Here is a 24686-nt window from a genome sequence, read left to right as displayed (position 1 = left end):
ACCAATGCCTGATCCGATCATCCGCCTCGCGCGCACTGAGGAATATGACGAGATTGCCCGCGTCTGGATGGAGAGCTGGGTCTCGACCGGGCTCGCCGAAGCCAGCGAATTCCTGCTGGCAAACCTGCGCGCGCGCATCCGGCGCGAGATCGAGAACGGTTGGACCCTGTTCGTCGCCGACGACGACGGCACCATCGCCGCGATGCTCGCGCTGCATCTGCCAAAGCTCTACCTCGACATGCTGTTCGTCGGGCCCGCCTATCAAGGGCAATCGCTCGGGCGGAAGCTGCTCGCCTTCACGCGCACGCAAATGCCGGATGAAATGTACCTGCGCTGCGTTCGCGAGAACGAAAAGGCCTGGCGCTGGTACGAGCGCGAGGGCTTTGTGTTCGAGGGGGAAGAGATCGAACCATCGAACGGGTTCATGATGAAGTACTACCGGTGGAAGCGGCTCACCGGGTAGGCACCGACCTCTGGACGCAGCTTGCGGTTGTCACGATCCCACCCTAGTCTGGCGCGACCGATGACCTCCTGCCGCTGATCTCCCGGAATCCATGGCTCGAATTGCTGTTTCGCTGATCGCGCTGCTGTCCCTTTTGAGCTCGGCAGTCGCGCAAACCCCTCCCGCAACCACCGCGCCTCCCGCACCGGCAAAACCGGCTGCCAAGAAGGCGGCGCCGAAAGCCAAGCCAGTTGCGAAGCAACCGGTCGCGGCGGAGAACGGCCCGTGCCGGCTTGGCGTGATCTCGGTGATCGGAGACCACTACTCCGTACAGAAATTTGGCCTCACGATCTTCGAGAATGAGGCAAGCGAGGTCCCAATCGACTGGGGCCTCGATGATCTCGTCTTTGCGCGGGTGCGCGCGGCAACGAACAACGATCCCGCATTGCGCAGGATCGCCTATCCCAAGGGCGTCTTCGAGCCCTTCTATAATCCGAAGACGATCCTGATCCGCGATCCCGGAGAACGCCTCCCCGTGATCGTGCGGAGCTTCACCGCGAACGCGAATTGCGAACGCTATCTTGTCGCGACGACTTTCAAGGCGGAGCTGCCGAACACGCACATGACGCTGAACGGGATCGGCACCTACAATCAGGGCCTCGGCGGCATCCTCCGGCACTCTCATCTTTTCGCCAATGTTGCGATCACGCTGATCGATGGGCGAAGCTACGAGGAGATCAAGCGCCCCTTTGTGAATTTCGGCGCCAACTTCGCCGCAAGCATGCGACTGACCGAAGACCCGCTCACCAAGCTCGACAACTCGCTATTCCCTGACCCACCCGCGGCAGCTTCGGCCAATGCGGCGCTGCGTGAGAGGACGCGGGCACTTGTCGCGGACAGGCTCGATCGGGGCCTGCCCGGTTATCTCAAGGAAGACTGAGCCGCAGCATTGATTCCGGCCGAGATTGAGTGGCGCAATCATCGTCGCGCCGATTCGCCGCTATTGTCGCAGCGACGAAACAGATTGACCAAGATGTCGCCGAACCCCGGACCATCTGCACCTAGGCGTAGTGCATTGCGGATTCGATACAGGCGCGCCATGAATCTGCCTCTGCTCGCTTCGTGCCAATGAAAGGTCAATGCCATGATCAAGCTCTACTGGTCGCCTCGCTCGCGTTCGTTCTCGGCGCTCTGGCTGATGGAAGAGAGCGGACTTCCTTATGAGCGCGTGCTGACCGATATTTCCACGGGTGCGCAGAAGGCACCGGACTATTTGAAGGTCAATCCGATGGGCAAGGTGCCGGCGCTCAGCGATGGCGATGCCGCGCTCGGCGAGGCCGCTGCGATCTGCGCTTATATCGCCGACCGCTATCCCGAAACGAAGCTCGCGCCAGAAGTGACCGATCCGCGCCGCGCGCGCTATCTGCAATGGCTGTTCTTTTCGCCGAGCTGCATTGAGCCTGCGATCATCCAGATCTTCACCAAGATCGAAGTGCCGACCTCGACCGCGGCCTGGGGCAGCGCGACGCAGGTGTTCGACGTGCTGGAAGCGGCGCTCGAAAAGGGGCCGTGGATTCTCGGCGAGGAGTTTTCCGCGGCCGACATCACGATCGGCTCGGGCCTGAATTTCGCGGTGCGCCTGTTCAAGATGGTGCCGACACGCCCGGCCTTCGATGCCTATATCGCGCGCTGCATGGCGCGGCCGGCATTCCAGCGCGCGGAGAAGATCGCGGCGGGCTAATCCGGCGTTCTCAAATCGTCCGGCCTCGGCATCAGGACGATGTTGTAGCCGGAATCGACATAGTGGATTTCGCCGGTCACGCCGCCGGAGAGATCCGACAGCAGATACAGCGCCGAGCCACCGAGCTCGTCGAGCGTGACGCCGCGGCGGAGCGGCGAGTGCTTTTGCATGAAGGCAAACATCGCGCGCGCCTCGCCGATGCCGGAGCCGGCGAGCGTGCGGATAGGACCAGCGGAGATCGCGTTGACGCGGATGCCGCGCGGTCCGAAATCGGAGGCGAGATAGCGCACCGAGGCTTCGAGTGCCGCCTTGGCCACGCCCATCACGTTGTAGTTCGGCATCGATCGCTCTGAGGCGCCAAAGGTCAGCGTGATCATGCTGCCGCCCTCCGTCATCAGCTCGGCAGCGCGCTTTGCCACCTCCGTGAAGGAGAAGCAGGAGATCACCATGGTGCGCGAAAAGTTTTCGCGGCTGGTGTCGGCATAGCGGCCCTTCAGCTCGTTCTTGTCGGCAAAGCCGATCGCGTGGATGACGAAGTCGAGCTTGCCCCACTTTTCGCGCAAGACGTCGAACGTGGCGTCAACGCTGGCGATGTCCTCGACATCACAAGGCAGCACCAGATCAACCCCAAGCGATTCCGCCAGCGGCTTGACGCGCTTGCCCAAAGCCTCGCCCTGGAAGGTAAAGGCGAGCTCAGCGCCGTGGGCATGCAGCGTCTTCGCCATGCCCCAGGCGATCGAATGATCATTGGCGATGCCCATGATCAGACCGCGCTTGCCTTGCATCAAACCTTCCATCGCGAAACTACTCTCCGCTCTTCGTCATGCCCGGGCTTCCACGCCCTTTGCAGCCAGAACCTAAGACGTGGATGGCCGGGACAAGCCCGGCCATGACGAAATAATTATCGGTCGACGACAGTGACGTCACACATCCAGCCGGCTGAACACCAGCGTGGCGTTGGTGCCGCCGAAGCCGAAGGAGTTCGACAGCACGGTGCCGATCTTGACGTTGTCGATGCGCTTGCGCACGATCGGCATGTCGGCGAACACGGGATCGAGCTCCTGGATGTGCGCGCTTTCGCAGATGAAACCGTTGTTCATCATCAGCAACGAATAGATCGCCTCCTGCACGCCCGTCGCGCCCAGCGAGTGGCCGGTCAGCGCCTTGGTCGCCGAGATCGGCGGACACTTTTCGCCGGCGCCGAACACGCGGCGGAGCGCGTCGATTTCCGGCGGATCGCCTGCCGGCGTCGAGGTGGCGTGCGGGTTGATGTAGTCGACCTTGGTCTTCACCGTCGACATCGCCATGCGCATGCAGCGCTCGGCGCCCTCACCTGACGGCGCGACCATGTCGTAGCCGTCCGAGGTCGCGCCATAGCCGACGATCTCGCCGTAGATGCGCGCGCCGCGCGCCTTGGCATGCTCGAGCTCTTCCAGCACCAGCACACCGGCGCCGCCGGCGATGACAAAACCGTCGCGGTTGACGTCATATGGACGCGAAGCGGTGGCGGGCGTGTCGTTGTATTTCGAGGACATCGCGCCCATGGCGTCGAACAGCACCGACAGCGACCAGTCGAGCTCTTCGCAGCCGCCGGCGAAGATGACGTCCTGCTTGCCGATCTGGATCGTCTCATAGGCGTTGCCGACGCAATGGTTCGACGTCGCGCAGGCCGAGGAGATCGAATAGTTCACGCCCTTGATCTTGAACCAGGTCGCGAGCGTCGCCGAGGCCGTGGACGACATCGCCTTCGGCACTGCGAACGGACCGACGCGCTTCGGTCCCTTGGTGCGGGTGATGTCGGCGGACTCGACGATGGTGCGCGCCGAGGGACCGCCGGAGCCCATGATGATGCCGGTGCGGATGTTGGAGACGTCCTCAGGCGACAGACCGGAGTCCTGGATCGCCTGCTCCATCGCGACATGATTCCACGCCGCGCCCTGGCCGAGGAAGCGCATCGCGCGGCGGTCGACCACTGTCGAAGGATCGAGCGTCGGCGCACCTTGCACCTGCGAACGGAAGCCGAGCTCGGCATATTTCTCAGCCCGAGAAATGCCCGATTTCGCCTCGTGAAGGCTCGCAAGCACTTCCTGGGTGTTGTTTCCGATCGACGAGACGATACCCATCCCGGTGACCACAACCCGCCTCATGACAGCCTCGCCCTATATCGTTGTCTTCTTGGTGATGCGCGTTAGCCCAGGCTCGTGCCCTGCTTGAACAGGCCGACCTTCAGATCCTTGGCGCGATAAATAATCTGGTCGTCGACCGAAAGCCATCCGTCGGCAATGCCGAGCACGAGCTTTGAACGCATCACGCGCTTGATATCGACGTTGTACACAACCTTGCGGGCCTCCGGCAGCACCTGGCCACTGAACTTTAATTCGTTCAAGCCGAGCGCGCGGCCGCGACCTTCGCCTCCGGTCCAACCCAGAAAAAAGCCGACCATTTGCCACAGCGCATCGAGGCCGAGGCAGCCGGGCATTACGGGATCGTTCTTGAAGTGGCAGCCGAAGAACCAGAGGTCGGATTTCACGTCGAGCTCAGCGCGCACCATGCCCTTGCCGAACTCGCCGCCATTGTCGTTGATTTCCGTGATGCGGTCGAACATGAGCATCGGCGGCAGCGGCAGCTGGGCATTGCCAGGGCCGAACATCTCGCCGCGGGCACATGCCAGCAGATCTTCGTATTCGTAACCGTTGCGCCTGTTCAGCATGCGGAAGCCTCTGTTTGAACCCCGATTGAGCGGCGTTTCTGGCAAAAATGGGCCCCGCTTCGTTCGGAAAGCAACGCCAATTGCCGTCGTCAGGCGCGAATGCCGAGAGCCCGGATGGACATGCGAACCTGGCCTCAATGCCCGGCCGCGCCACAATCGGCTAAGCGGAACCGCGCGCTCTCTAACACAGGCCTTTTCGGGTGGCAAAGCGGTCCCACGAAGGTAAAGTGACCGGGACCCGGCTCGGTTCCTCTGCTGATTAGAACCACTCTAGTTGCGAGAAACTTGCATCTGCATCTATCTGTCCATATATTGCAAATAGATAGTGTTCACGCGTGCCCGAATTCTGGAAATGAGCGAAAACAACGTCACCCGTCACGACGACGACGCCCACGCGGCGGCCCTTCTGTCCGGCCGCCAGCCGGCCCTGACCGGCTGCCCCTGGCACGACGTCAATGAAATGCTCCAGTCTGCCGGCCTGCGCCCGACGCGCCAGCGCATGGCGCTGGGCTGGCTGCTGTTTGGCAAGGGTGCACGCCACCTCACGGCTGAAATGCTCTACGAGGAAGCGACGCTGGCCAAGGTCCCGGTCTCGCTCGCGACCGTCTACAACACGCTGAACCAGCTGACCGATGCCGGCCTGCTGCGTCAGGTCAGCGTCGACGGCACCAAGACCTATTTCGACACCAACGTGACGACGCACCATCACTATTACCTCGAGAACAGCCACGAGCTGGTCGATATCGAGGATCCGCATCTGGCGCTGTCCAAGATGCCGGAGGTGCCGGAAGGCTACGAGATCGCGCGCATCGACATGGTCGTGCGCCTGCGCAAGAAGCGCTGAGATCGATCCAAAATCGTTGAACTTGTCGTCATGGCCGGGCTTGTCCCGGCCATTGTCGTTTCAGGCCGTCAATTGACCTGCTCGTCGGAGTAGACGCCCCAGAGGCGCTCCTGCTGGATCCAGCCGTCAAAGCCGTTGCCGGTGACGTGGCACCAGCTTGTGGTGCACTTTTTCACCTGCGTGACGACGCCAGCCTGGAGCTTTGCGGCCACCGCACTGTCGGCATCGGCGCGGTCATAGATCGGCGCGAGGTCGTCCTTGTTCTTCATGGTGACCACCGCAGTGCGGCGGCCCGACAGCAGCGAATGATAGACCCAGCCCTCGGCACCCTCGGAATCGCGCACCCGGCGCCAGTTCTCGAACTCGGCGGTGATTTCAACCGGCAGGCCGGAACGGGTGTAGACCCAGGCCACATCATTGTCCTTGGTGGGGCCGGCACGGACGTTCACGTGATCCGATTTGAGGCTGACATAGCGCGGCACCGGAAGGCCGCTGGCCGTCTGAGGGGTGTTGTCCTTGGCCGAGTGCCCGGGGCTGACCGAGGCGCTCAACCAGGTGCAAACGAGCGCCATCACCGAACAAAAACGCCCCAACGCCATCAACCCGTCTCCTGTCGAAGACCTCGGCCTGAGCCAGGTCCTCACCCCAAATTCCAAAACCTGCCGTGCAAACCCCGCTCCCGCCCCACGCGGGTGTTCCCAAAGCCAATCCCGTGGTTCTTGTCTTGGCCCGGCCTTCTGCTAGAGAGGACGGACATCTGAACAACCAGTTTGCCCCGATTTTCCGGCCGGAAAGTGGGGGGAAAGCTTGAAGGAAACGCCGGGGACGACACGGCCAGGGCAGTGTCGAACAACCGGGTTAATGAGGCCTCAACGGCCGGCCTTTGGTGACAGAGGCGGCCTGCAACGCCTCATGAGGGCAGGACATGTCGGTGAAGAAAAAGCCCCTCGTCGTGGTGACGCGCAAGCTGCCGGACTCGATCGAGACCCGGATGCGCGAGCTGTTCGACGCCCGCATCAATCTCGACGACACACCGATGTCGGCCGAGCAGATCGCCGAAGCCGCGCGCACCGCCGACATCCTGGTTCCGACCGTCACCGATCACATCAGCGCGGACATCGTCAATCAGCCCGATTGCAAGCTCCGCCTGATCGCCAATTTCGGCAACGGCGTCGACAATATCGACGTCGAGGCCGCTCATGCCCGCGGCATCACGGTCACCAACACGCCAAAGGTTCTGACCGAAGACACCGCCGACATGACCATGGCGCTGATCCTGGCGGTGCCGCGCCGGATGATCGAAGGCGCCTCCGTGCTGACGGAAGGAAAACCCTGGGCCGGCTGGTCGCCGACCTGGATGCTCGGCCACCGCATCGGGGGAAAACGCCTCGGCATCATCGGCATGGGCCGCATCGGCCAGGCGGTCGCACGGCGCGCCCGCGCCTTCGGCCTGCAGATCCACTATCACAACCGCCGTCCCGTCGCGCCGAAGATCGCCGAAGAGCTCGGTGCGACCTATTGGGAAAGCCTCGACCAGATGCTGGCGCGGATGGACATCATCTCGGTGAACTGTCCGCACACGCCGGCGACCTATCACCTGCTTTCGGCGCGCCGGCTGAAGCTGATCCGCAAGGACGCCTACATCGTCAACACCGCGCGCGGCGAGGTCACCGACGAGGACACGCTGATCAAGCTGATCGAAGGCGGCGAGATCGGCGGCGCCGGCCTCGACGTCTACGAGCACGAGCCGGCGGTCAATCCAAAGCTGGTGCGACTCGCGAGGGCCGGCAAGGTGACGCTGATGCCGCATATGGGCTCGGCCACGATCGAAGGCCGCGTCGAGATGGGCGAGAAGGTGATCATCAACATCCGCACCTTCCTCGACGCCCACAAGCCGCCGGATCGCGTGCTGCCGAGCATGCTCTGAGGTTTATTTGCTGCGCTTGCGCCAGTCGGCGACGAAATCGATAAAGGCCCGCAAAGCGGGCGGCACCTGGCGCCGGCTTGGATAATACAGGAACGGGCCCGGAAACGGCTCGCACCAATCTTCCATCAGGCTGACCAGCGCACCGGATTTCACGGCATCACCGACATAGCCATCGATCGTCGCCCAGATGCCGACGCCATCGAGCGCGGCGCGCATCGCAAGGCCCATATTGGTCGAGATCAGTTTTGCCGGCGGATCGACTTTCACGACCTGGCCGGCCTTCTCGAACTCCAGATCGTGCATGACGCCGCTCGAATAGCGCGCGCGAATGCAATCGTGCTCGAGCAGATCCTTTGGATGCTTTGGTCGGCCACGCCTTGCAATGTAGGCAGACGACGCGACCACGACGTAGCTTTGCGGGCCGCTCAGCGGAACCGCCACCATGTCCTGCGCGAGATGCTCGCCATAGCGCACACCGGCATCGTAGCCCCCGCTCACGATATCGACGAAACCACTCTCCGAGACGATGTCGAGATCGACCTGCGGATGCTCGCTAAGAAACGGTCCGACCATCGGCGCCAGCACGAGATCCACCGCCGGCGGCGGCGCGTTGATACGCAAGCGGCCTGAAGCCACCTCGCGCAGGCCCCGGACCTGATCCAGAGCATCGCCGACGTCCCGCAACGCCGGAGCCACCCGAGAGAGCAAAAGCTCCCCCGCCTCGGTCAGCGCCACGCTGCGGGTGGTGCGGTTCATTAGGCGGACGCCGAGGCGCTCCTCCAAATCCCGCAATCGCTGGCTAAGGCTCGACACCGACACGCGAATTTCGACCGCCGCCCGGCGGAAATTGCGGGTGCGGGCGACCGCCACGAAGGCGTCGAGATCGCGCAGGTCGGGATCGGCCATTGTTCGCTAGTGTGAACAAGCTATTCCGCATTGTCCAGCTTATCGCGGCAATCAGGCAGGCGCACATCTGGCTCGTCAGGCGGCGCCATCAGCCGCCGCCTTTTCGAGGAGAGCCATCATGGAACAGCGCAAACTCGGTTCGACCGGCCCCAACGTCTCCGCCCTGGGCCTCGGCTGCATGGGCATGTCCGAGGTCTATGGCCCCGCCGATCGCGGCGAAGCCATCGCCACGGTGCACGCAGCGCTCGATGCCGGCATCACGCTGCTCGACACCGGCGATTTCTACGCCATGGGTCACAACGAGATGCTGGTGCGGGAGGCGCTGAAAAATGTCGCACGCGAAAAAGTGCAGATCAGCGTGAAGTTCGGCGCGCTGCGCGGTCCCGCCGGTGACTTCATCGGAATGGATACGCGGCCAACTGCAACCAAGAATTTTCTGGCCTATTCGCTGCAGCGCCTCGGCACCGACTACATCGACGTCTACCGGCCAGCGCGGCTCGATCCCACTGTTCCGATCGAGGAGACGATCGGTGGTCTCGCTGATCTCGTGAAGGCTGGTTACGTCAAGCATATCGGCCTGTCCGAGGTCGGCTCCGACACCATCCGCCGCGCACACGCCGTGCATCCGATCGTCGATCTCCAGATCGAATATTCGCTGATCGAGCGCGGCATCGAACGCGATATACTGAAAACCTGCCGTGAGCTCGGCATCGCCATCACCGCCTATGGCGTGCTGGCGCGCGGGCTGATCAGCGGCCACTGGTCGAAGGACAGCGGCAAGGTCGGCAGGGACTTCCGTCTGATGACGCCGCGCTTCCAGGGATCGAACCTCGATACCAATCTCGCGCTGGTGGAGCAGCTGCGCGCGATCGCCGGTGAGATCGGCGCAACCCCTGCACAGGTCGCGATCGCCTGGGTCGCCGCGCAAGGCAAGGAGATCGTGCCGCTGATCGGCGCCCGCACCCGCACCCGTCTCACCGAAGCGCTCGGCGCGACCAAGGTAACGCTGGCGCCGGCTCATCTGGCCGCGTTGGCAAAGGCCTTCCCGCCGAACGTTGCCGCCGGCACCCGCTATGCGGCCGATCAGATGGCGCATCTCGACAGTGAGAAGCCGGCGACCAAGTAGCGGCTTCAATCAGGTGCGATGGCCGCTGAGGTCAGTCATGACCGGACCATCGCCATTGAGCGGGTTGGCCGGATCGCGCGCATAGCGCAGCGTCTCGAAGCGCATCGCGCGCGCATCGATCATCAGGAGGCGGCCGACCAGCCCGTCGCCGAAACCGACGATCTCTCGGATCGCCTCCAGCGCCATCATCGAGCCCATCACGCCCGCAAGCGCGCCCATGACGCCGGCCTCGGCGCAGGCCGGCACGGTGCCGGGCGGGGGCGCCTCCGGAAACAGGCAGCGATAGGTCGGGTTGAATTCGCCCTGCTCGTTTGTCTCATGCGCGCGGATGGTGGTGAGCGAGCCGTCGAACGTGCCCAGCGCCGCAGTGATCAGCGGCCGCTTCGCAAAGAAGCAGGCATCCGAGACAAGATAGCGCGTCGAGAAATTGTCGGAACCATCGAGCACGAGGTCGTAGTCGCCGATCAGGCTCAGCGCATTGTCGGCATTGAGCCAGGTGGCGTGACCGACGAAGCGGACATGCGGATTGAGCGCCGCGATCCGCTCGGCAGCGCTCTCGACCTTGTGCCGGCCGATGTCAGGCGTGGTGTGAATGACCTGGCGCTGCAAGTTGGACAGCGACACGACATCGTCATCGACCACGCCGAGCGTGCCAATGCCGGCCGCAGCCAGATACATCAGAGCCGGCGCGCCGAGCCCGCCGGCGCCAATCACCAGCGCCGAGGCCCGCTTCAGCGCAGCCTGGCCGGGACCGCCGACATCGCGCAGCACGATATGGCGGGCATAGCGTTCGAGTTCGTCCGGGCTCAGCACCTTCTCTTACTCCTGAACCACCCCAACATTGTTCGCGACCAACGAGATGTGCTTCAATGGCAGCGCGTTCAATGGGCTGGCTGGATTTGTCATGAGATCGATGCTTGCGGCAACACTGATGTTGGCGTCTGCCACAGGCGCCAGCGCCCAGATGACGACGCCACAGCTCCCCGGCACCAAGCCGAAAGTGGTCCAGACCGTTCCGATCAAGCCGCCCGCCCTGCAAACGCCGTCGGAAACCGCGGATGGGATGGCACAGGCGGAGCGGCTGTCGCTTCAGTCCGATCTCGCCTGGGTCGGCGAATATAATGGCGCGATTACCGGCGACGTCAGCTCGCGCATGGTCGACGCCATCAAGGAGTACCAGAAAGTCAAGGGCGGCAAGCCGACCGGCGTGCTCAATCCGCAGGAGCGCGCCGCGCTCGCCGAGACCGCTCGACGCAAGCAGGACAGCGTCGGCTGGAAAATCGTGACGGAGATGACCAGCGGCGCGCGGCTCGGCATTCCCTCAAAACTGGTGCCGCAGCAGGCCACAGATGCGAACGGCTCGAAATGGAGTTCGCCGACCGGAACGGTGCAGGTGCTGCTGAGCCGGCGCAAGGAGGCGAACCCGACGACCGCAAAACTCGCGGAGGCCGAGAAGAAGGAGCCGGCCGGACGCAAGGTCGACTACACCGTGGTGAAGCCCGACTTCTTCGTGCTGTCGGGATTGCAGGGCCTGAAGAAATTCTACGTGCGCGGCACCTTCAAGGGCGACGAAGTCCGCATCATGACGATCTTGTACGATCAGGCGACCGAGAACACGGTCGAGCCTGTCGTGATCGCGATGTCGAGTGCGTTCAATGCGTTTCCAACGGGACCGCAGCCAGGGCCGCCGCCGCGAAAAACCGTCGAGTACGGCACCGGCATCGTCGTCAGCGACGACGGTGCGATTCTGGCCGACCGTCTCGTCACGGATTCCTGTCTCGCCATCACCATCGGCGGTTACGGCAATGCCGATCGTCTCGCCGAGGACAAGGAGCACGATCTCGCGCTGCTGCACATCTATGGCGCGCGGGGATTGAAGCCGCTCAGCCTCGCCGGCGGAGCGGTGAAAACCAACGTCGACGTCATCGGCATCGCCGATCCGCAGAGCCAGGGCGGCGCGGCCGGCGTGTCGAGCGTCAAGGCTGCGCTGGCATCGGTCGGTGGCGGCGATGCTGCACTATCGCCGCCGCCTGCGGTTGGGTTTTCCGGCGGGCCGACGATCGACAGCGACGGCAAATTCGCGGGCGTTGCACTGTCGAAGCCGGCAATGATTGCGGGACCTGCAACGGCGGCCCCGGCATCACAAGCCGTGATGGTTTCCCCTGATGCAGTGCGCGATTTCCTGAAGGCGAACGCCGTCGCTGCGAACGGCACGTCGACCGATGCGAAAGCTGCCATCGTGCGCGTGATCTGCGTGCGGAAGTAACCCTCTTGTCCCGGACGCGCTGCAACGCACCAGCGTTGCTGCGCAGAGCCGGGACCCATACCGCCTCAAATTCGGTGCACGAAATTTCTGGGCCCCGGCTGTGCGGCGCACCGCTTCGCGCTGCGCAGCGTCCGGGGCACGAGACCTAGTCCAGCCTGAATCGCACCCCGCTCTTGGCGAGGCCGCCAGAGATCCCGACCGGCGTGCCGTCCGCGCGCCAGCAGGCGGCGCCGGTCATGGTGCCGTCGTCGTGGAAGGCGATGCCGTTCATGCCGCCCGCGACCGTTGCGACCGGCTGAACCTTGTGGCCGAGCGCTGTAAGCTTCGTACGCACGCTCTCCGGTATCTTCTGCTCGACCTCGAGCGCATTGCCTTCGGTCCAGACCCGCGGCGCTTCGACGGCTTCCTGCAAGCTCATGCCATGGTCGATCAGGTTGACGAGTGCCTGCATCGCGCTTGGGAAGATGCGCTTGCCGCCGGGCAGGCCCAGCGCATAGCGCAGCTTGCCATCGCAGAGCGCCATCATCGGCGACATCGAGGTCGTGACGCGCTTGCCCGGCGCCAGTGACAGCGCATGACCCGGGCGCGGGTCGAACAGGTTCATGTAATTGTTGGCGATGGCGCCCAGACCCGGGATCATGATCTTCGCACCAAAGAGATTGTTGATGGTCTGCGTGGTCGCGACCACGTTGCCGAAGCTATCTGCCGCCGTCATGTGCGTGGTGTGCGCGCTTTCGAGCTGCGTCACGCCGGCGCCAAAAGCCTGCGCCCGCGCCGGATCGATCGCGCGGCGGCGCGCCTCGGCATAGGCTTTTGACGTCAGCTGCTCCACTGGCACGCCGACATAGTCGGGATCGCCGCTGGCCGCGGCGCGATCGGCGAAGGCGATCTTAAGGACCTCGGCGAGATAGTGGATGGTCTCCGTCGTGCCGAAGCCGAGGGCGCCGATGTCGTAGCCCTCCAGAATGTTCAGCATCTGCGCGATATGCACGCCGGAGGCCGCGGGCGGCGGCGGGCCAAGGATGGTCCAGCCGCGATAGTCGGCGCGGATCGGCTGCCGCTCGACCGTCTTGTAATTGGTGAGATCGCCGCGGCGGATGAAGCCACCGGCCTTCTCCATGTAGTCGACGAGTATGTCGCCGAGCGGTCCTTGGTAGAGCGCCTTCTCGCCATGGTCGGCGATATGGCGCAGCGTCTCGGCGTATTCTGCCTGCACCACGCGCTCGCCGACCTTCAAGGGTTCGCCGTTCGGCAGGTAAATTGCCGCGATCGGCTTGTCCTTGCGCATCTCGGCGGCGCTCTCGCTGATGCATTCGTGCAAGTACGGCGTCGCCGCATAGCCGCGCGCGGCATGCTTGATCGCGGGCTGCGTGACATCGGCGAGGCTCATGGTGCCGAACCGGCGCAGCGTCTCGCACCAGGCTTTCAGCGATCCTGGCGTGGCGACGGCCTTCGGGCCGTTGAGGTTCTCGTCACCGACGGTGTCGAATACGTCGTGAGCCGAACCCGGCCTGGAGGTGTAAGTGGTGTCGCGCACCGCCGCGGGCACGGTGCTCTGGCCGTCGATGAAGCGATGGCTGCCGTCGGCGAGCCGGATATGGGCCATGCCGCCGCCGATGATGCCGACCATCATCGGCTCGACCACGGTCAGCGTGAACAGCGTCGCGATCGCAGCATCGATGGCGTTGCCGCCGGCCGCCAGCATCTCGGCCCCGGCGCTGGAGGCCAGTGGGTGATTGCTCACCACCATGCCGCGGCTCGATACCGCCGGCAGCTTCTGGCAATCAAAGGTGGTTGCCGTCCGGTCGCGCCAGTTGCTGCTCATGCCGCTTATCCTTCTTATCTACGGCGGCGAGCACATCATGCGCGCGATGACGGGTCCAGTGTTGGTACGGATTGGCTGGCATTCCCGATTCTGCCATCATCGTTACCGTTGATTCGGACATCCGCGGTCCCCTTTGGATCGGGCAGGGCACGTCCTGAGCGAGAAGAGCTCAGCATCGAGAAGCGATGCACGTTCGCGTGGCGTTACCCCTAGACCCAGGCACTCCAAAGGATTCAACTTTCCATGCATACGATCGTACTGGCCACCCAAAAGGGCGGCAGTGGCAAGAGCACGCTTGCCATCGGCCTCGCGCTGGCGGCCAAGCAGGCCGGCTTCACCGTCCGCCTGATCGAGACCGACCCGCAGGGCACCCTCTCCAACTGGGCGCATCGCCGCAACAATGACGATATCGTCGTCGAGCCGATCTATCACGCCGCCGATTTCGAGCCGCGGCTGAAGATGCTGGCCGAAAGCGGTCTCCAGCTCGCGATCGTCGACACCGCCGCCGGCCTCAGCGCCGCCACCACCGCCGCGATCCGCTATTCCGACCTCTGCCTGATCCCGTCGCGCCCGACTGTGGCCGACATCGAAGCGACCGCTTCGACGCTGAGCGTGGCGCGCGCCTGGAAGCGGCCCTACAGTTTCGTGCTGAACCAGACGCCAATCCGCGGCCAGCGCATCGACAACGCGGCCAACGCGCTCGCCGAGGAAGCCGCGCTCGATCTCGCGGACGTGCTTGCGCGCCCGCTGATCGTGATGCGCAATGATCACCAAGATTCGCTGGCCAGCGGCCTCGCCGTCAGCGAATTCGCGCCAAATGGCAAGTCGACCGAGGAAATCCGCGGCCTCTGGCAGTGGGTCGAGACCCGACTGAACATCTCGGCGACCAATGTGCTGATCGACCAGGTCATCTCGGCCGCGAACGGGATGTTGCACGTCGTCGCTGAACGCGCGGCGGACGAAGCCACAATCTTGGCGTCCTGAGCGGGGCAATCGCTCAGGCGCCAAATGGGCTCTTCGCCATCCGGTGAATGAGCCCGGGCGACGAAGCAATCCGGCCACCAGCCCGGCCGGATTGCTTCGCTTCGCGTTTCGTCGTCCGAATTGAAGGTTCGATTTTCGTAGCCCGGATGGAGCGCAGCGCAATCCGGGGCAGCGGCATCCGTCGCGCGAAGGTCCCGGATTTCGCTGCGCTCCATCCGGGCTACGGTGCTACGTCACTTCTGACATTTCGGACACCAGAAGGTCGACCGGCCGTTCTGGGTGAAGCGCTTCACGATGCCGCCGCAGCGCGGTGTCTTGCAGGTCTCGCCTTCGCGGTCGTAGACCTTGAACGAATGCTGGAAATAGCCGAGCTCGCCCGAGGTCTGGCGATGGTCGCGCAATGACGAGCCGCCGGCCTTGATGGCGTCGTTCAGCACGGTGTGGATCGCGCCGACCAGCCGCTTGGCATGATCGGTCGGCTCGCTCTTCTTTGTTGATAGCGTCGCGGCGATCCGGCGCGGCGACAGATGCGAGCGATGCAGCGCTTCACAGACATAGATGTTGCCGAGGCCTGCGACCACGCGCTGATCGAGCAGTGCGGCCTTCAGGCTCGTGGTCTTGTCCTGGCAGGAGCGCGCCAGCATTGCGGCATCGAACTCGTTGCCGAGCGGCTCGGGGCCGAGGTCGCGCAGCAGCGGCTCGTCTTCGAGCGCGTTGCGCGCGATCACTTTCATGTAACCGAAGCGGCGCGGATCGTTGAAGACGATGTCGGCGCCCGAGGACATCCGAAACAGCACGTGGTCGTGCGCGGAGTCCTTACCCCTAGGATAATGAAACTCGCCGGGCGCGGCCTCGTTGTCCGGCTTGATGACGCGGAACGAGCCCGACATGCCCAGATGCATCAGCAGCACGTCGCCGGAGCCGAGATCGGCCATGAGATATTTTGCACGGCGGCCGAGCCCCGTGACGATCTGCCCCTGGAGCCGGGCCACGAAGTCCGGCTGGAACGGAAAGCGCAAATCGGGCCTGCGGGCCTCCGCGACGACGATTTTCGCCCCCTCCATGACGGGCTGAAGGCCGCGGCGGACAGTCTCGACTTCGGGCAATTCAGGCATGGTCAGGCATTCACCTTATGAGGGCGGTGTGATAGCGCCATTGCGGCGGCCGCGCTATGGTCGGCGTCGTGGAGTAGAGTAATGGATCGGCCGGGCGAAACCACGCATTTTGGCTTCAAAGACGTTCCCCTGGGGGACAAGCAGACGCTGGTGAACGATGTGTTTCACAGCGTGGCGTCGCGCTATGATCTGATGAACGACTTGATGTCCGGCGGCCTGCACCGGGTCTGGAAGGACATCATGATCAACGCGCTCGCCCCGCCGCGGAGCGATCGCCCATTTGCGTTGCTCGACGTTGCCGGCGGCACCGGCGATATCTCGTTCCGGGCCACCAAGGCGGCAGGTCCGGGCTTCCATGCCACCGTCTGCGACATCAATTCCGACATGCTGGCGGTGGGCCGCGAGCGTGCCGCCAAGCGCCATCTCGAAACCCAGGTCGATTTCGTCGAGGGCAATGCCGAGGCGCTCGCCTTTGCCGATCGCAGCTTTGATGCATATACGATCGCTTTCGGCATTCGCAACGTGCCCCAGATCGACAAGGCGCTGCGCGAGGCCTATCGCGTGCTCAAGCCCGGCAGCCGCTTCCTGTGCCTGGAATTCTCCACCGTCGAGATGCCCGGCCTCGACAAGATCTATGATCTGTTCTCGTTCAAGGTGATCCCGCCGCTCGGGCGCATGGTGACCGGCGACGCCGAATCCTACCAATATCTGGTCGAATCGATCCGCAAGTTTCCGAAGCCCAACACCTTCGCCGACATGATCCGCGACGCCGGCTTTTCCCGCGTCAGCTTTCAGACCCTGACCGGCGGCATCGTCGCATTGCATTCGGGCTGGCGTTTGTGATCTCTGCCATCACCCACATTTCGCGCCTGATCCGCGCCGCGTTCGTGTTCGCCCGCGAGGGCGTGTTCGGCTCCGTCGATCCGAGCCTGGTGCCGCCGCCCGGGCAGCTTGCGCTGAAGCTTGCGCGTATCATCGAACGGCGCGGACCAAAGCACGGACCGCGCCTGTCGCGTGCGCTGACCCGGATGGGCCCGGCCTACCTCAAGCTCGGGCAGTTCCTCGCCACCCGTCCCGACGTCGTCGGCGTTGTCATGGCGCGTGATCTGGAAAGCCTCCAGGATCGCTTGCCGCCGTTTTCGCAAGCCGAAGCAGAAGCTGCGATCGCGACCTCGCTGGAGCGACCGCTCAAGGACGTATTCGCGAGCCTCGGCCCGCCGGTCGCGGCCGCCTCGATCGCGCAGGTGCATCGCGGCGAGGTGCTGCGTGACGGCGTCCGCAAGGCGGTCGCGGTCAAGGTGCTCAGGCCGAACGTAGCCTCACGCTTCCGCCGCGACCTCTCCGATTTCTTCTACGTTGCGCACAAGGCCGAGACCTATTCGAGCGAGGCGCGGCGGCTGCGCCTGATCGAAGTCATCAATACGATGTCGCGCTCGGTCGCTATGGAAATGGACCTGCGGCTGGAAGCGGCTGCAATGTCGGAGATGGCGGAGAACACTCAGGACGATCCTGACTTCTGCGTGCCGACGGTCGATTGGGATCGCACCACGCACAACGTGCTGACGATGGAGTGGATCGACGGCATCGCGCTGAACGATCACAAGCGCCTGGCGGAGGCGCAGGTCGATCTGCCCGATCTCGGCCGCAAGGTGATCCAGAGTTTTCTGCGCCACGCGCTGCGCGACGGCTTCTTCCACGCCGACATGCATCCGGGCAATCTGTTCCTAGACGATGCCGGCCGTCTCGTCGCGGTCGATTTCGGCATCATGGGCCGGCTCGGCATGAAGGAGCGGCGCTTCCTCGCCGAAATCCTGCTCGGCTTCATCACGCGCGATTACCGCCGCGTCGCCGAGGTGCATTTCGAGGCGGGCTATGTGCCCGCGCATCACTCGGTCGAGAATTTTGCGCAGGCCATCCGCGCCATCGGCGAGCCCATTCACAACCGCACCGCCGAGGAAATCTCGATGGCGCGCTTGCTGACGCTGCTGCTCGAGGTCACCGGCCTGTTCGACATGACGACCCGGCCCGAGTTGATCCTGCTGCAGAAGACCATGGTCGTGGTCGAGGGCGTGGCGCGCGGTTTCGATCCCAAGCTCGACATCTGGAAGGTCGCCGATCCCGTCGTGCGCGAATGGATCGAGCGCAATCTCGGACCGATCGGCCGCGTGCAGGGCGCGCTCGCCGGCGGCGGCGACCTCGCCCGCGTGCTGATGCGCTTGCCTGATATCGCGCAGCGCTCGGTCGCGGTGCTGGAGCAGCTCGAGACCATGACGCGAGAGGGCATTCAGCTGTCGCCGGAGAGCATCGCCGCAATGGGCCGCAGCGAGGGCCGCAAGAACCGCTGGCGTACCGTGGCGCTCTGGATCATCGCCGCGACCTTCATCGGCATCCTGATCGCCGTCCGGAATCTATGATTGCACTGCAATCACATCAGTGATAGCATCGATATCATTCCGTGCTAGAGGGGCGTCGTGGCAAGCCTGACCATCCGCAAGCTCGACGAACACGTCAAAACCTACCTGCGGCTGCGCTCGGCCAAGAACCACAGGTCGGTCGAGGAAGAGGTCCGGGTCATCCTGCGGGAGCTGATCGAGGGCCGCGAGGAGCCGCTGACGCCGTTTGCGGTACCGCCCGAGGCATCTCCTGCGCCCGCCTCGGCGCGCTCCAGCGCCGTCCCCGAGGCCAGCGTCACCCTGATCATCGGCGGCGGGATCGCGGCTTTCAAGTCGCTCGACCTGATCCGCAGGCTGAAGGAGCGGCGCATCGAGGTCCGCTGCGTGCTCACCAAGGCGGCCGAGCAGTTCGTCACGCCGCTCTCGGTCAGCGCCCTCTCCCACGAGCGCGTCTATAATGACCTGTTCGACCCCCAGAGCGAGTTCGACGCCGGCCATATCCGCCTGGCGCGCGACTGCGATCTGATCGTGGTGGCGCCGGCGACCGCCGACCTGATGGCCAAGATGGCCAACGGACATGCCGACGATCTCGCCAGCGCGATCCTGCTCGCGACCAACCGAAAAATCCTGCTGGCGCCGGCGATGAATCCGCTGATGTGGAACAACGCCGCAACGCGCCGCAATGTCGCGCAGCTTCAGCGCGACGGTGTCCTGCTGATCGGCCCCAATTCCGGCGAGATGGCTGAAGCGGGCGAAGCCGGCGTCGGCCGCATGTCCGAGGCGATCGAGATCGCCACTGCCACCGAGCGGCTGCTGTGGCCGCCGGTGCCGCGCCCGCTCGCCGGCAAGCGCGTGCTGATCACTGCAGGTCCGACCCACGAGCCGATCGATCCGGTTCGCTATATCGCCAACCGCTCCTCCGGCAAGCAGGGCTTTGCCATTGCCGCCGCCGCGCAGGCCGCGGGCGCCGAGGTGATTCTGGTGAGCGGCCCCGTGGACCTCGACAATCCGCAGGGCGTGACGGTGAAGCGTGTGGAATCGGCGCGACAGATGCTGGAGCAGGTGCAGGCCGCGCTTCCCGCCGACATCGCGATTTTCGCCGCCGCCGTTGCCGACTGGCGCGTTGCCAATGAAGGCGAGCAGAAGCTGAAGAAGACTTCGGCCGGCATGCCGCCGCTTCAGCTGGTCGAAAACCCCGACATCCTCGCCACGATCTCAAAACTCGCCGACAAGCGTCCGCCGCTGGTGATCGGCTTTGCCGCCGAGACCGAGCACCTCATCGACAACGCCAAGACAAAGCTCGCCCGCAAGGGCTGCGACTGGATCGTCGCCAACGACGTCTCGCCCGCCACGGGCGTGATGGGCGGCGATCGCAACACCGTGCACCTCATCAGCAAGAATGCTGAGAACAACGGCGAGATCACAGTTGATTCCTGGCCGGTGATGACCAAGGAACAGGTCGCCATCGAACTGGTCGCGCATATCGCCAAAAGCGTGACCGGCAAAGTCCAGGAGCCGGCATCTTGAGCAGCAAAGTCACGGTCGAACTGCAGCGCCTGCCCCACGCGGAAGGCCTGCCGCTGCCGGCCTATCAGACGACCGAAGCCGCCGGCCTCGACCTGATGGCGGCGGTGGCGGACAGCGAGCCGATGACGCTGGCGCCCGGCCAGTATGCGCTGGTGCCGACGGGGCTTGCGATTGCCTTGCCGCCCGGACACGAGGCCCAGGTGCGGCCGCGGTCGGGGCTTGCCGCCAAGCACGGCGTCACCGTGCTGAATTCGCCGGGAACGATCGACGCCGACTACCGCGGCGAGATCAAGGTGATCCTGATCAACCACGGCGCCGCCCCCTTCGTGATCAAGCGCGGCGAGCGCATCGCGCAGATGGTGATCGCGCCGGTGGTCCAGGCTGCATTGGTTCCGGTACCGACCCTGTCCTCGACCGATCGTGGCGCCGGCGGTTTCGGCTCGACCGGGCGCTAGTTTTTCTTACCTCTCCCGCTTGCGGGAGAGGTCGACACGCTCGCAGAGCGTGGCGGGTGAGGGCTCTTTGCTCTGGGGGAGCGTCCCGTTGCGGAGACACCCTCTCTCCCCAACCCTCCCCCCGCAGGCGGGGGAGGGAGCGCACCGAGTTTGTGGCAAGCAATCCGCACGACACGCTAGCCCGCGGGAATCCCAACCGAATCATCCCGAAGAACTACGTGGGCTGGAACCCCGCGCCCGGCATTTTTTTGGGGCCACCTTTGCGTTCACGGTCTGGACTCTTACCGGTGGAGTCACGGTGAGGGTATTGTCGTTTGATTCGCGTGCGGCGGGGGTCGCCGCGCGCAAATTCGTGCGGTCTTGGGGCAACTATGTCAGGCGTGATCGTGTCGATGCGTCGGACGCTGTTGTCGTGCACTTCGTTGGCGCGCAACGGCTTGTTGGGAGGTGCTCTCGCAGCTCTGCTGCCGGCTGCGCCGGCTGAGGCCGCCGACCTCGTCGACACACTCTCGATATTGCTGGACTTCAACCGGCAGGAGCTCGCGGTGCTGGCCACCGCGCTGGCTCTGCTCGGCTTCTCGGTGGTGGCCGCGATCCTGTTGATGCGTACGCGCGTCGGCAAGGCCAAGACTGAGGCGGCGTTGCACGCGCGGATCCGGGAACTCCAGCTGCAGTCGGACCGCTTCGGCGCGCTGCTGTTTGCCGAGCCGCAGGTCCTGATCTCCTGGCCGGCTGGCGACGATCGCGCGCAGATCTCGGGCGACATCTCCATGGTGCTGCCGCGCGATTCGTCGCCGCAGCGCGTACTTGCCTTCGGAACCTGGCTGCCGCCGGAACCGGCGCTGCAGATGGATCACGCTGTCGATGCGCTGCGTGAGCGCGGTGACGGCTTCCAGCTCATGCTGACCACCGCCAACGGCCGCACGCTGGAAGCGATCGGCCGCGCCATCGGTGGCCAGGCCATTGTTCGGATTCGCGAACTCTCCGGCCTGCGCCGCGATCTGGCCGAGACCAATCTGCGCTACAAGGCGCTCTCCGACGAAACCGAGATGCTGCGCGGTTTCGCCGCTGCCGCGCCGTGGCCGATCTGGGCCAAGGGCGAGAACGGCGCGCTGACCTTCGCCAATCCGGCCTATGCGCGCGCCACGGAAGCAACCAGCATCGCCGACGCCCAGGCGCGCAAGCTCGAGCTGCTCGACAGCGCCGACCGCACCGCCATGGAGCGCAGACTGAAGGAGGCAGCTCACTTCACCTCGCGGCTGCCGATCGTGACTGGCGGCGAGCGGCGCATGTACGACGTGCGGGCCGTCAATGTCGGCAATGGCAGCGTCGGTGTCGCGATCGACGCGAGCGAGGCCGATGCGCTGAGCGCGGCCCTGGTGCGGATGGCGGAGGCGCATCGCCGCACGCTCGACCAGCTCTCCTCCGGCGTTGCCGTGTTCGACGGCCAGCGCCGGCTTGCCTTCTACAACGATTCCTACCGGCGGCTGTGGGACCTCGACCGCAATTTCCTCGACGCCCATCCCGATGATTCCAGCGTGCTCGACCAGCTCCGCGCCGCGCGCAAACTGCAGGAGCAGCCGGACTTCCGCGCCTGGAAGGCCAAGCTGCACGAGGCCTATCGCGCGGTCGAGGCCGCCAAGGACACCTGGTATTTGCCCGACGGCCGCGCGCTGTCGGTCGTCACCACGCCCAATCCCGAAGGCGGCGTCACCTATCTGTTCGACGACGTCACCGAGAGCCTCGAGCTGGCCCGCCGCTTCGACGGCATGATCCGGGTCCAGCGCGAGACCCTGGACAGTCTCGCCGAGGGCGTCGCTGTGTTCGGCAGCAATGGCAAGGCGCAGCTGTTCAATCCGGCGTTCCTGCGGATGTGGAAGCTCTCGAACGACGCCATGCGCGAGGAGCCGCATATCCAGACTGTCGAGGGCTGGTGCCATCAGCTGTTCGACGACCCCGCGGTCTGGCGCCAGATCCGCGAGGCCATCACCTCGATCGAGAACCGCGCCGACGTGCCGATCAAGCTGGAGCGCAAGGACGGCAGCGTGCTCGACGGCATGATCCGTCCGCTGCCGGACGGCGCGACCATGCTGACCTTCCTCGACATCACCGACACCGAGAATGTCGAGCGCGCGCTGCGTGAGCGCAACGAGGCGCTGGAGACCGCCGACCAGATGAAGGTGGATTTCGTCCACCACGTCTCCTACGAGCTGCGCTCGCCGCTCACCACCATCATCGGCTTCGCGCATTTCCTCAGCGATCCCTCCACCGGGCCGCTGACCCCGAAGCAGGCCGAATATCTCGACTACGTCACCAAATCGACCAATGCGCTGCTGGCGCTGACCAACAACATCCTGGACCTCGCCACCATCGACGCCGGCGCGATGAAGCTGGAGCTCGGCCCGGTCGACGTCAGCAAGACCATCGAGCTCGCCGCCGAGGGCATCCAGGACCGGCTCGCCACCGACCGCATCCGCCTCAAGGTCGAGATCGCGCCCGATGTCGGCAGCTTCGTCGGTGACGAGAAGCGCGTGGTGCAGGTGCTCTATAATCTGCTCGCCAACGCCGTCGGCTTCTCGCCGCAGGATTCCACCGTCGGGATCAGTGCGCGCCGCACCGAGCGCAGCGTGGTCTTCATTGTGACAGATTCCGGTCCTGGAATACCCGCCGACATGAAGGACAAGGTGTTCAACTGGTTCGAAAGCCGCTCGCAGGGCTCGCGTCATCGCGGCGCCGGGCTCGGGCTGTCGCTGGTGCGCTCCTTTGTCGAGCTGCATGGCGGCAAGGTGCAGGTGGATTCGGTCGTCGGCAAAGGCACGGTCGTGATCTGCGATTTCCCGACCGACCAGGCGGCGCATCGCGACGCCGCCGAATGATCGCGCCGGCCACATTCTCCGTCGCGCTCCACAACGAGACGGCGACCGGGCAATTGATGGCCGACCTCGCGCTGCTGGTCGGTCCCGGCGATGTCATCACGCTCACCGGCGATCTCGGCGCCGGCAAGACAGCGGCGGCGCGCAGCCTGATCCGTTACCTCGCCGATGACGCCGACCTGGAAGTGCCAAGCCCGACCTTCACGCTGGTGCAGGGCTACGAGCTGCCGGCATTTGCCGTGATGCATGCCGACCTCTATCGCGTCGAGGATGAGAGCGAGCTCGAGGAGATCGGGCTGTCGCCGCTGCCGGATGCGACGCTGGTGCTGATCGAATGGCCCGAGCGTGCGCCCTCGGCAATGCCCGCGGACCGGATCGACATCACGCTGACGCATCGCCCGGCGCTCGGCTCGAATGCGCGCGCCGCCGACATCACCGGCCATGGCAGGGCCGCCGCCACTGTCGCGCGGCTGAAGGCGCTGCGGGAATTCCTCGCCGCGTCCGGCTATATCGACGCAGGCCGCAAGCGCATGGCCGGCGACGCCTCGACGCGTTCCTATGCGCGGCTGATCCGCGACGACGGAATCGTCATCCTCATGAACTCGCCGCAGCGCCCCGATGGTGCCGCGATCTACAACGGCAAATCCTACAGCGCCGTGGTGCATCTTGCGGAAAACATCAAGCCGTTCGTCGCCATCGACGAAGGCCTGCGCGCGGCAGGCATCTCGGCGCCAGCGATCCACCATGTCGACCTCGACCACGGTTTTCTGATCTCAGAGGATTTCGGCAGCGAAGGCGTGATCGAAGTCGATCCGCCACGCCCGATCACTGAGCGCTATGAAGCCGCGACCGACGTGCTCGCCGTGCTGCACGGTAAGACGCTGCCGGAGACGCTGCCGCTGGACGGGCAAACCCATGCCATTCCCGCCTGGGACACCGACGCGCTGCTGATCGAGATCGGCTTGATGCCGGAATGGTATCTGCCCGATCGCAACGCACCGCTGAGCGACGAGAAGCGCGCGGAATTTTTCGCGATGTGGCGCGAGCTGCTGAAGAAGCCGCTCGCCGCGCCAAAAACCTGGATCATCCGCGACTACCACTCACCGAATCTGATCTGGCTTGCGAACCGCACCGGCGTGGCGCGCGTCGGCGTGATCGACTTCCAGGACACCGTGCTCGGGCCGCACTCCTATGACGTGGTGTCGCTACTTCAGGACGCCCGCATCGACGTGCCCGAAGCCCTCGAGCTGACACTGCTGTCGCGTTACATCAAGGCGCGCCGCGTTGACGATGCAAGCTTCGATCCGGCTGGTTTTGCCGAGCTCTATGCCATCATGTCGGCGCAGCGCAACACGCGCCTGCTCGGCACCTTCGCCCGGCTCAACCGCCGCGACGGCAAGCCGCATTATCTGCGCCACCAGCCGCGGATATGGACCTATCTGCAGCGTTCGCTGGCGCATCCGGCCCTTGAGCATTTGCGCGACTGGTATCTCGCTAACGTCCCGCCGCCCCAGTCCTGAGCCGGAACCGGTTTACCGGCTGTTAGCCGTCG

General features: G+C 64.7%; 23 protein-coding genes. 14 read left to right on the top strand and 9 right to left on the bottom strand.

Annotation, left to right across the window (positions count from 1 at the left end; genetic code table 11):
• Positions 1-4: 4 nt before the first annotated feature.
• The 3 genes from ACLFLU_RS02190 to ACLFLU_RS02180 all read left to right on the top strand — a co-directional run bounded on the left by ACLFLU_RS02190 (position 5) and on the right by ACLFLU_RS02180 (position 2183).
• The gene (locus ACLFLU_RS02190) at positions 5-463 is read left to right on the top strand and encodes an N-acetyltransferase family protein (RefSeq protein ID WP_426410733.1); all 459 of its coding nucleotides are present in this window, start codon (positions 5-7) and stop codon (positions 461-463) included.
• Positions 464-554: 91 nt separating this feature from the next.
• The gene (locus tag ACLFLU_RS02185) at positions 555-1382 is read left to right on the top strand and encodes a hypothetical protein (protein ID WP_426410732.1); all 828 of its coding nucleotides are present in this window, start codon (positions 555-557) and stop codon (positions 1380-1382) included.
• 204 nt (positions 1383-1586) lie between these two features.
• Entirely contained in the window at positions 1587-2183 is a 597-nt protein-coding gene (locus ACLFLU_RS02180; protein ID WP_426410731.1) for a glutathione S-transferase family protein, read from the top strand.
• Here the strand turns inward: ACLFLU_RS02180 and fabI are convergent.
• The 3 genes from fabI to fabA form a co-directional block, all read right to left on the bottom strand.
• A complete protein-coding gene (fabI, locus tag ACLFLU_RS02175; RefSeq protein ID WP_426410730.1) occupies positions 2180-2980 on the bottom strand; it encodes an enoyl-ACP reductase FabI in 801 nt (266 codons plus the stop codon). The genes ACLFLU_RS02180 and fabI overlap by 4 nt on opposite strands.
• Before the next feature lie 126 nt (positions 2981-3106).
• A complete protein-coding gene (gene fabB / locus ACLFLU_RS02170) occupies positions 3107-4330 on the bottom strand; it encodes a beta-ketoacyl-ACP synthase I (RefSeq protein ID WP_426410729.1) in 1224 nt (407 codons plus the stop codon).
• Between the two features lie 41 nt (positions 4331-4371).
• Complete coding sequence (gene fabA / locus ACLFLU_RS02165) at positions 4372-4893, bottom strand: bifunctional 3-hydroxydecanoyl-ACP dehydratase/trans-2-decenoyl-ACP isomerase (RefSeq protein WP_426410728.1); 522 nt, start codon at positions 4891-4893, stop codon at positions 4372-4374.
• Between the two features lie 352 nt (positions 4894-5245).
• Between fabA and irrA the strand changes: the two genes are divergently transcribed.
• On the top strand, positions 5246-5737 hold the full coding sequence (gene irrA / locus ACLFLU_RS02160) for an iron response transcriptional regulator IrrA (protein ID WP_426410727.1): 492 nt from the start codon (positions 5246-5248) through the stop codon (positions 5735-5737).
• A gap of 68 nt (positions 5738-5805) precedes the next feature.
• Here the strand turns inward: irrA and ACLFLU_RS02155 are convergent, their stop codons facing one another.
• Positions 5806-6336: an SH3 domain-containing protein gene (locus tag ACLFLU_RS02155; protein WP_426410726.1), complete on the bottom strand. Its 531-nt coding sequence runs from the start codon at positions 6334-6336 to the stop codon at positions 5806-5808.
• A gap of 326 nt (positions 6337-6662) precedes the next feature.
• Between ACLFLU_RS02155 and ACLFLU_RS02150 the strand changes: the two genes are divergently transcribed.
• Entirely contained in the window at positions 6663-7664 is a 1002-nt protein-coding gene (locus ACLFLU_RS02150) for a 2-hydroxyacid dehydrogenase (RefSeq protein ID WP_426410725.1), read from the top strand.
• 3 nt (positions 7665-7667) lie between these two features.
• On the opposite strand, the gene ACLFLU_RS02145 is transcribed toward ACLFLU_RS02150, so the two are convergent.
• On the bottom strand, positions 7668-8570 hold the full coding sequence (locus ACLFLU_RS02145; RefSeq protein WP_426410724.1) for a LysR family transcriptional regulator: 903 nt from the start codon (positions 8568-8570) through the stop codon (positions 7668-7670).
• 118 nt (positions 8571-8688) lie between these two features.
• On the opposite strand from ACLFLU_RS02145, the gene ACLFLU_RS02140 reads away from it, so the two are divergent.
• Positions 8689-9696, top strand: a complete 1008-nt coding sequence (locus tag ACLFLU_RS02140) for an aldo/keto reductase (RefSeq protein ID WP_426410723.1) — start codon at positions 8689-8691, stop codon at positions 9694-9696.
• Positions 9697-9705: 9 nt separating this feature from the next.
• Here the strand turns inward: ACLFLU_RS02140 and ACLFLU_RS02135 are convergent, their stop codons facing one another.
• Complete coding sequence (locus tag ACLFLU_RS02135; protein ID WP_426410722.1) at positions 9706-10509, bottom strand: HesA/MoeB/ThiF family protein; 804 nt, start codon at positions 10507-10509, stop codon at positions 9706-9708.
• 91 nt (positions 10510-10600) lie between these two features.
• Between ACLFLU_RS02135 and ACLFLU_RS02130 the strand changes: the two genes are divergently transcribed.
• Positions 10601-11962 (top strand): serine protease, encoded by a 1362-nt coding sequence (locus ACLFLU_RS02130; protein WP_426410721.1) that lies wholly within the window; start codon positions 10601-10603, stop codon positions 11960-11962.
• 145 nt (positions 11963-12107) lie between these two features.
• Here the strand turns inward: ACLFLU_RS02130 and ggt are convergent, their stop codons facing one another.
• Together ggt and ACLFLU_RS02120 are read right to left on the bottom strand one after the other, a co-directional pair.
• Positions 12108-13787, bottom strand: coding sequence for a gamma-glutamyltransferase (ggt, locus tag ACLFLU_RS02125; RefSeq protein ID WP_426410720.1), 1680 nt, complete (start codon positions 13785-13787; stop codon positions 12108-12110).
• Positions 13747-13908 carry a hypothetical protein gene (locus ACLFLU_RS02120; RefSeq protein ID WP_426410719.1) on the bottom strand — a complete coding sequence of 54 codons (162 nt, stop codon included), beginning with the start codon at positions 13906-13908 and terminating at the stop codon, positions 13747-13749. Before ACLFLU_RS02120 ends, ggt begins: the two co-directional genes overlap by 41 nt.
• 122 nt (positions 13909-14030) lie before the next feature.
• Between ACLFLU_RS02120 and ACLFLU_RS02115 the strand changes: the two genes are divergently transcribed.
• Complete coding sequence (locus tag ACLFLU_RS02115; RefSeq protein ID WP_426410718.1) at positions 14031-14771, top strand: AAA family ATPase; 741 nt, start codon at positions 14031-14033, stop codon at positions 14769-14771.
• Between the two features lie 233 nt (positions 14772-15004).
• On the opposite strand, the gene mutM is transcribed toward ACLFLU_RS02115, so the two are convergent.
• Positions 15005-15886, bottom strand: a complete 882-nt coding sequence (gene mutM / locus ACLFLU_RS02110; protein ID WP_426410717.1) for a bifunctional DNA-formamidopyrimidine glycosylase/DNA-(apurinic or apyrimidinic site) lyase — start codon at positions 15884-15886, stop codon at positions 15005-15007.
• 81 nt (positions 15887-15967) lie between these two features.
• On the opposite strand from mutM, the gene ubiE reads away from it, so the two are divergent.
• The 6 genes from ubiE to tsaE all read left to right on the top strand — a co-directional run bounded on the left by ubiE (position 15968) and on the right by tsaE (position 24654).
• On the top strand, positions 15968-16729 hold the full coding sequence (gene ubiE, locus ACLFLU_RS02105) for a bifunctional demethylmenaquinone methyltransferase/2-methoxy-6-polyprenyl-1,4-benzoquinol methylase UbiE (RefSeq protein ID WP_426410716.1): 762 nt from the start codon (positions 15968-15970) through the stop codon (positions 16727-16729).
• Complete coding sequence (gene ubiB, locus ACLFLU_RS02100; RefSeq protein WP_426410715.1) at positions 16726-18300, top strand: 2-polyprenylphenol 6-hydroxylase; 1575 nt, start codon at positions 16726-16728, stop codon at positions 18298-18300. Before ubiE ends, ubiB begins: the two co-directional genes overlap by 4 nt.
• 57 nt (positions 18301-18357) lie before the next feature.
• Positions 18358-19806 carry a bifunctional phosphopantothenoylcysteine decarboxylase/phosphopantothenate--cysteine ligase CoaBC gene (coaBC, locus tag ACLFLU_RS02095; protein WP_426410714.1) on the top strand — a complete coding sequence of 483 codons (1449 nt, stop codon included), beginning with the start codon at positions 18358-18360 and terminating at the stop codon, positions 19804-19806.
• A complete protein-coding gene (gene dut, locus ACLFLU_RS02090; protein WP_426410713.1) occupies positions 19803-20261 on the top strand; it encodes a dUTP diphosphatase in 459 nt (152 codons plus the stop codon). The genes coaBC and dut overlap by 4 nt, the downstream gene beginning before the upstream one ends.
• A 371-nt stretch (positions 20262-20632) precedes the next feature.
• A complete protein-coding gene (locus ACLFLU_RS02085) occupies positions 20633-23137 on the top strand; it encodes a PAS-domain containing protein (RefSeq protein WP_426410712.1) in 2505 nt (834 codons plus the stop codon).
• Positions 23134-24654: a tRNA (adenosine(37)-N6)-threonylcarbamoyltransferase complex ATPase subunit type 1 TsaE gene (gene tsaE, locus ACLFLU_RS02080; RefSeq protein WP_426410711.1), complete on the top strand. Its 1521-nt coding sequence runs from the start codon at positions 23134-23136 to the stop codon at positions 24652-24654. The genes ACLFLU_RS02085 and tsaE overlap by 4 nt, the downstream gene beginning before the upstream one ends.
• Positions 24655-24686 lie beyond the last annotated feature (32 nt).

It is taken from the genome of Bradyrhizobium ganzhouense, assembly GCF_049949285.1.
In the GTDB taxonomy this organism is placed as follows: domain Bacteria; phylum Pseudomonadota; class Alphaproteobacteria; order Rhizobiales; family Xanthobacteraceae; genus Bradyrhizobium; species Bradyrhizobium ganzhouense.
This window is presented reverse-complemented; position numbering and strand designations above follow the sequence as displayed.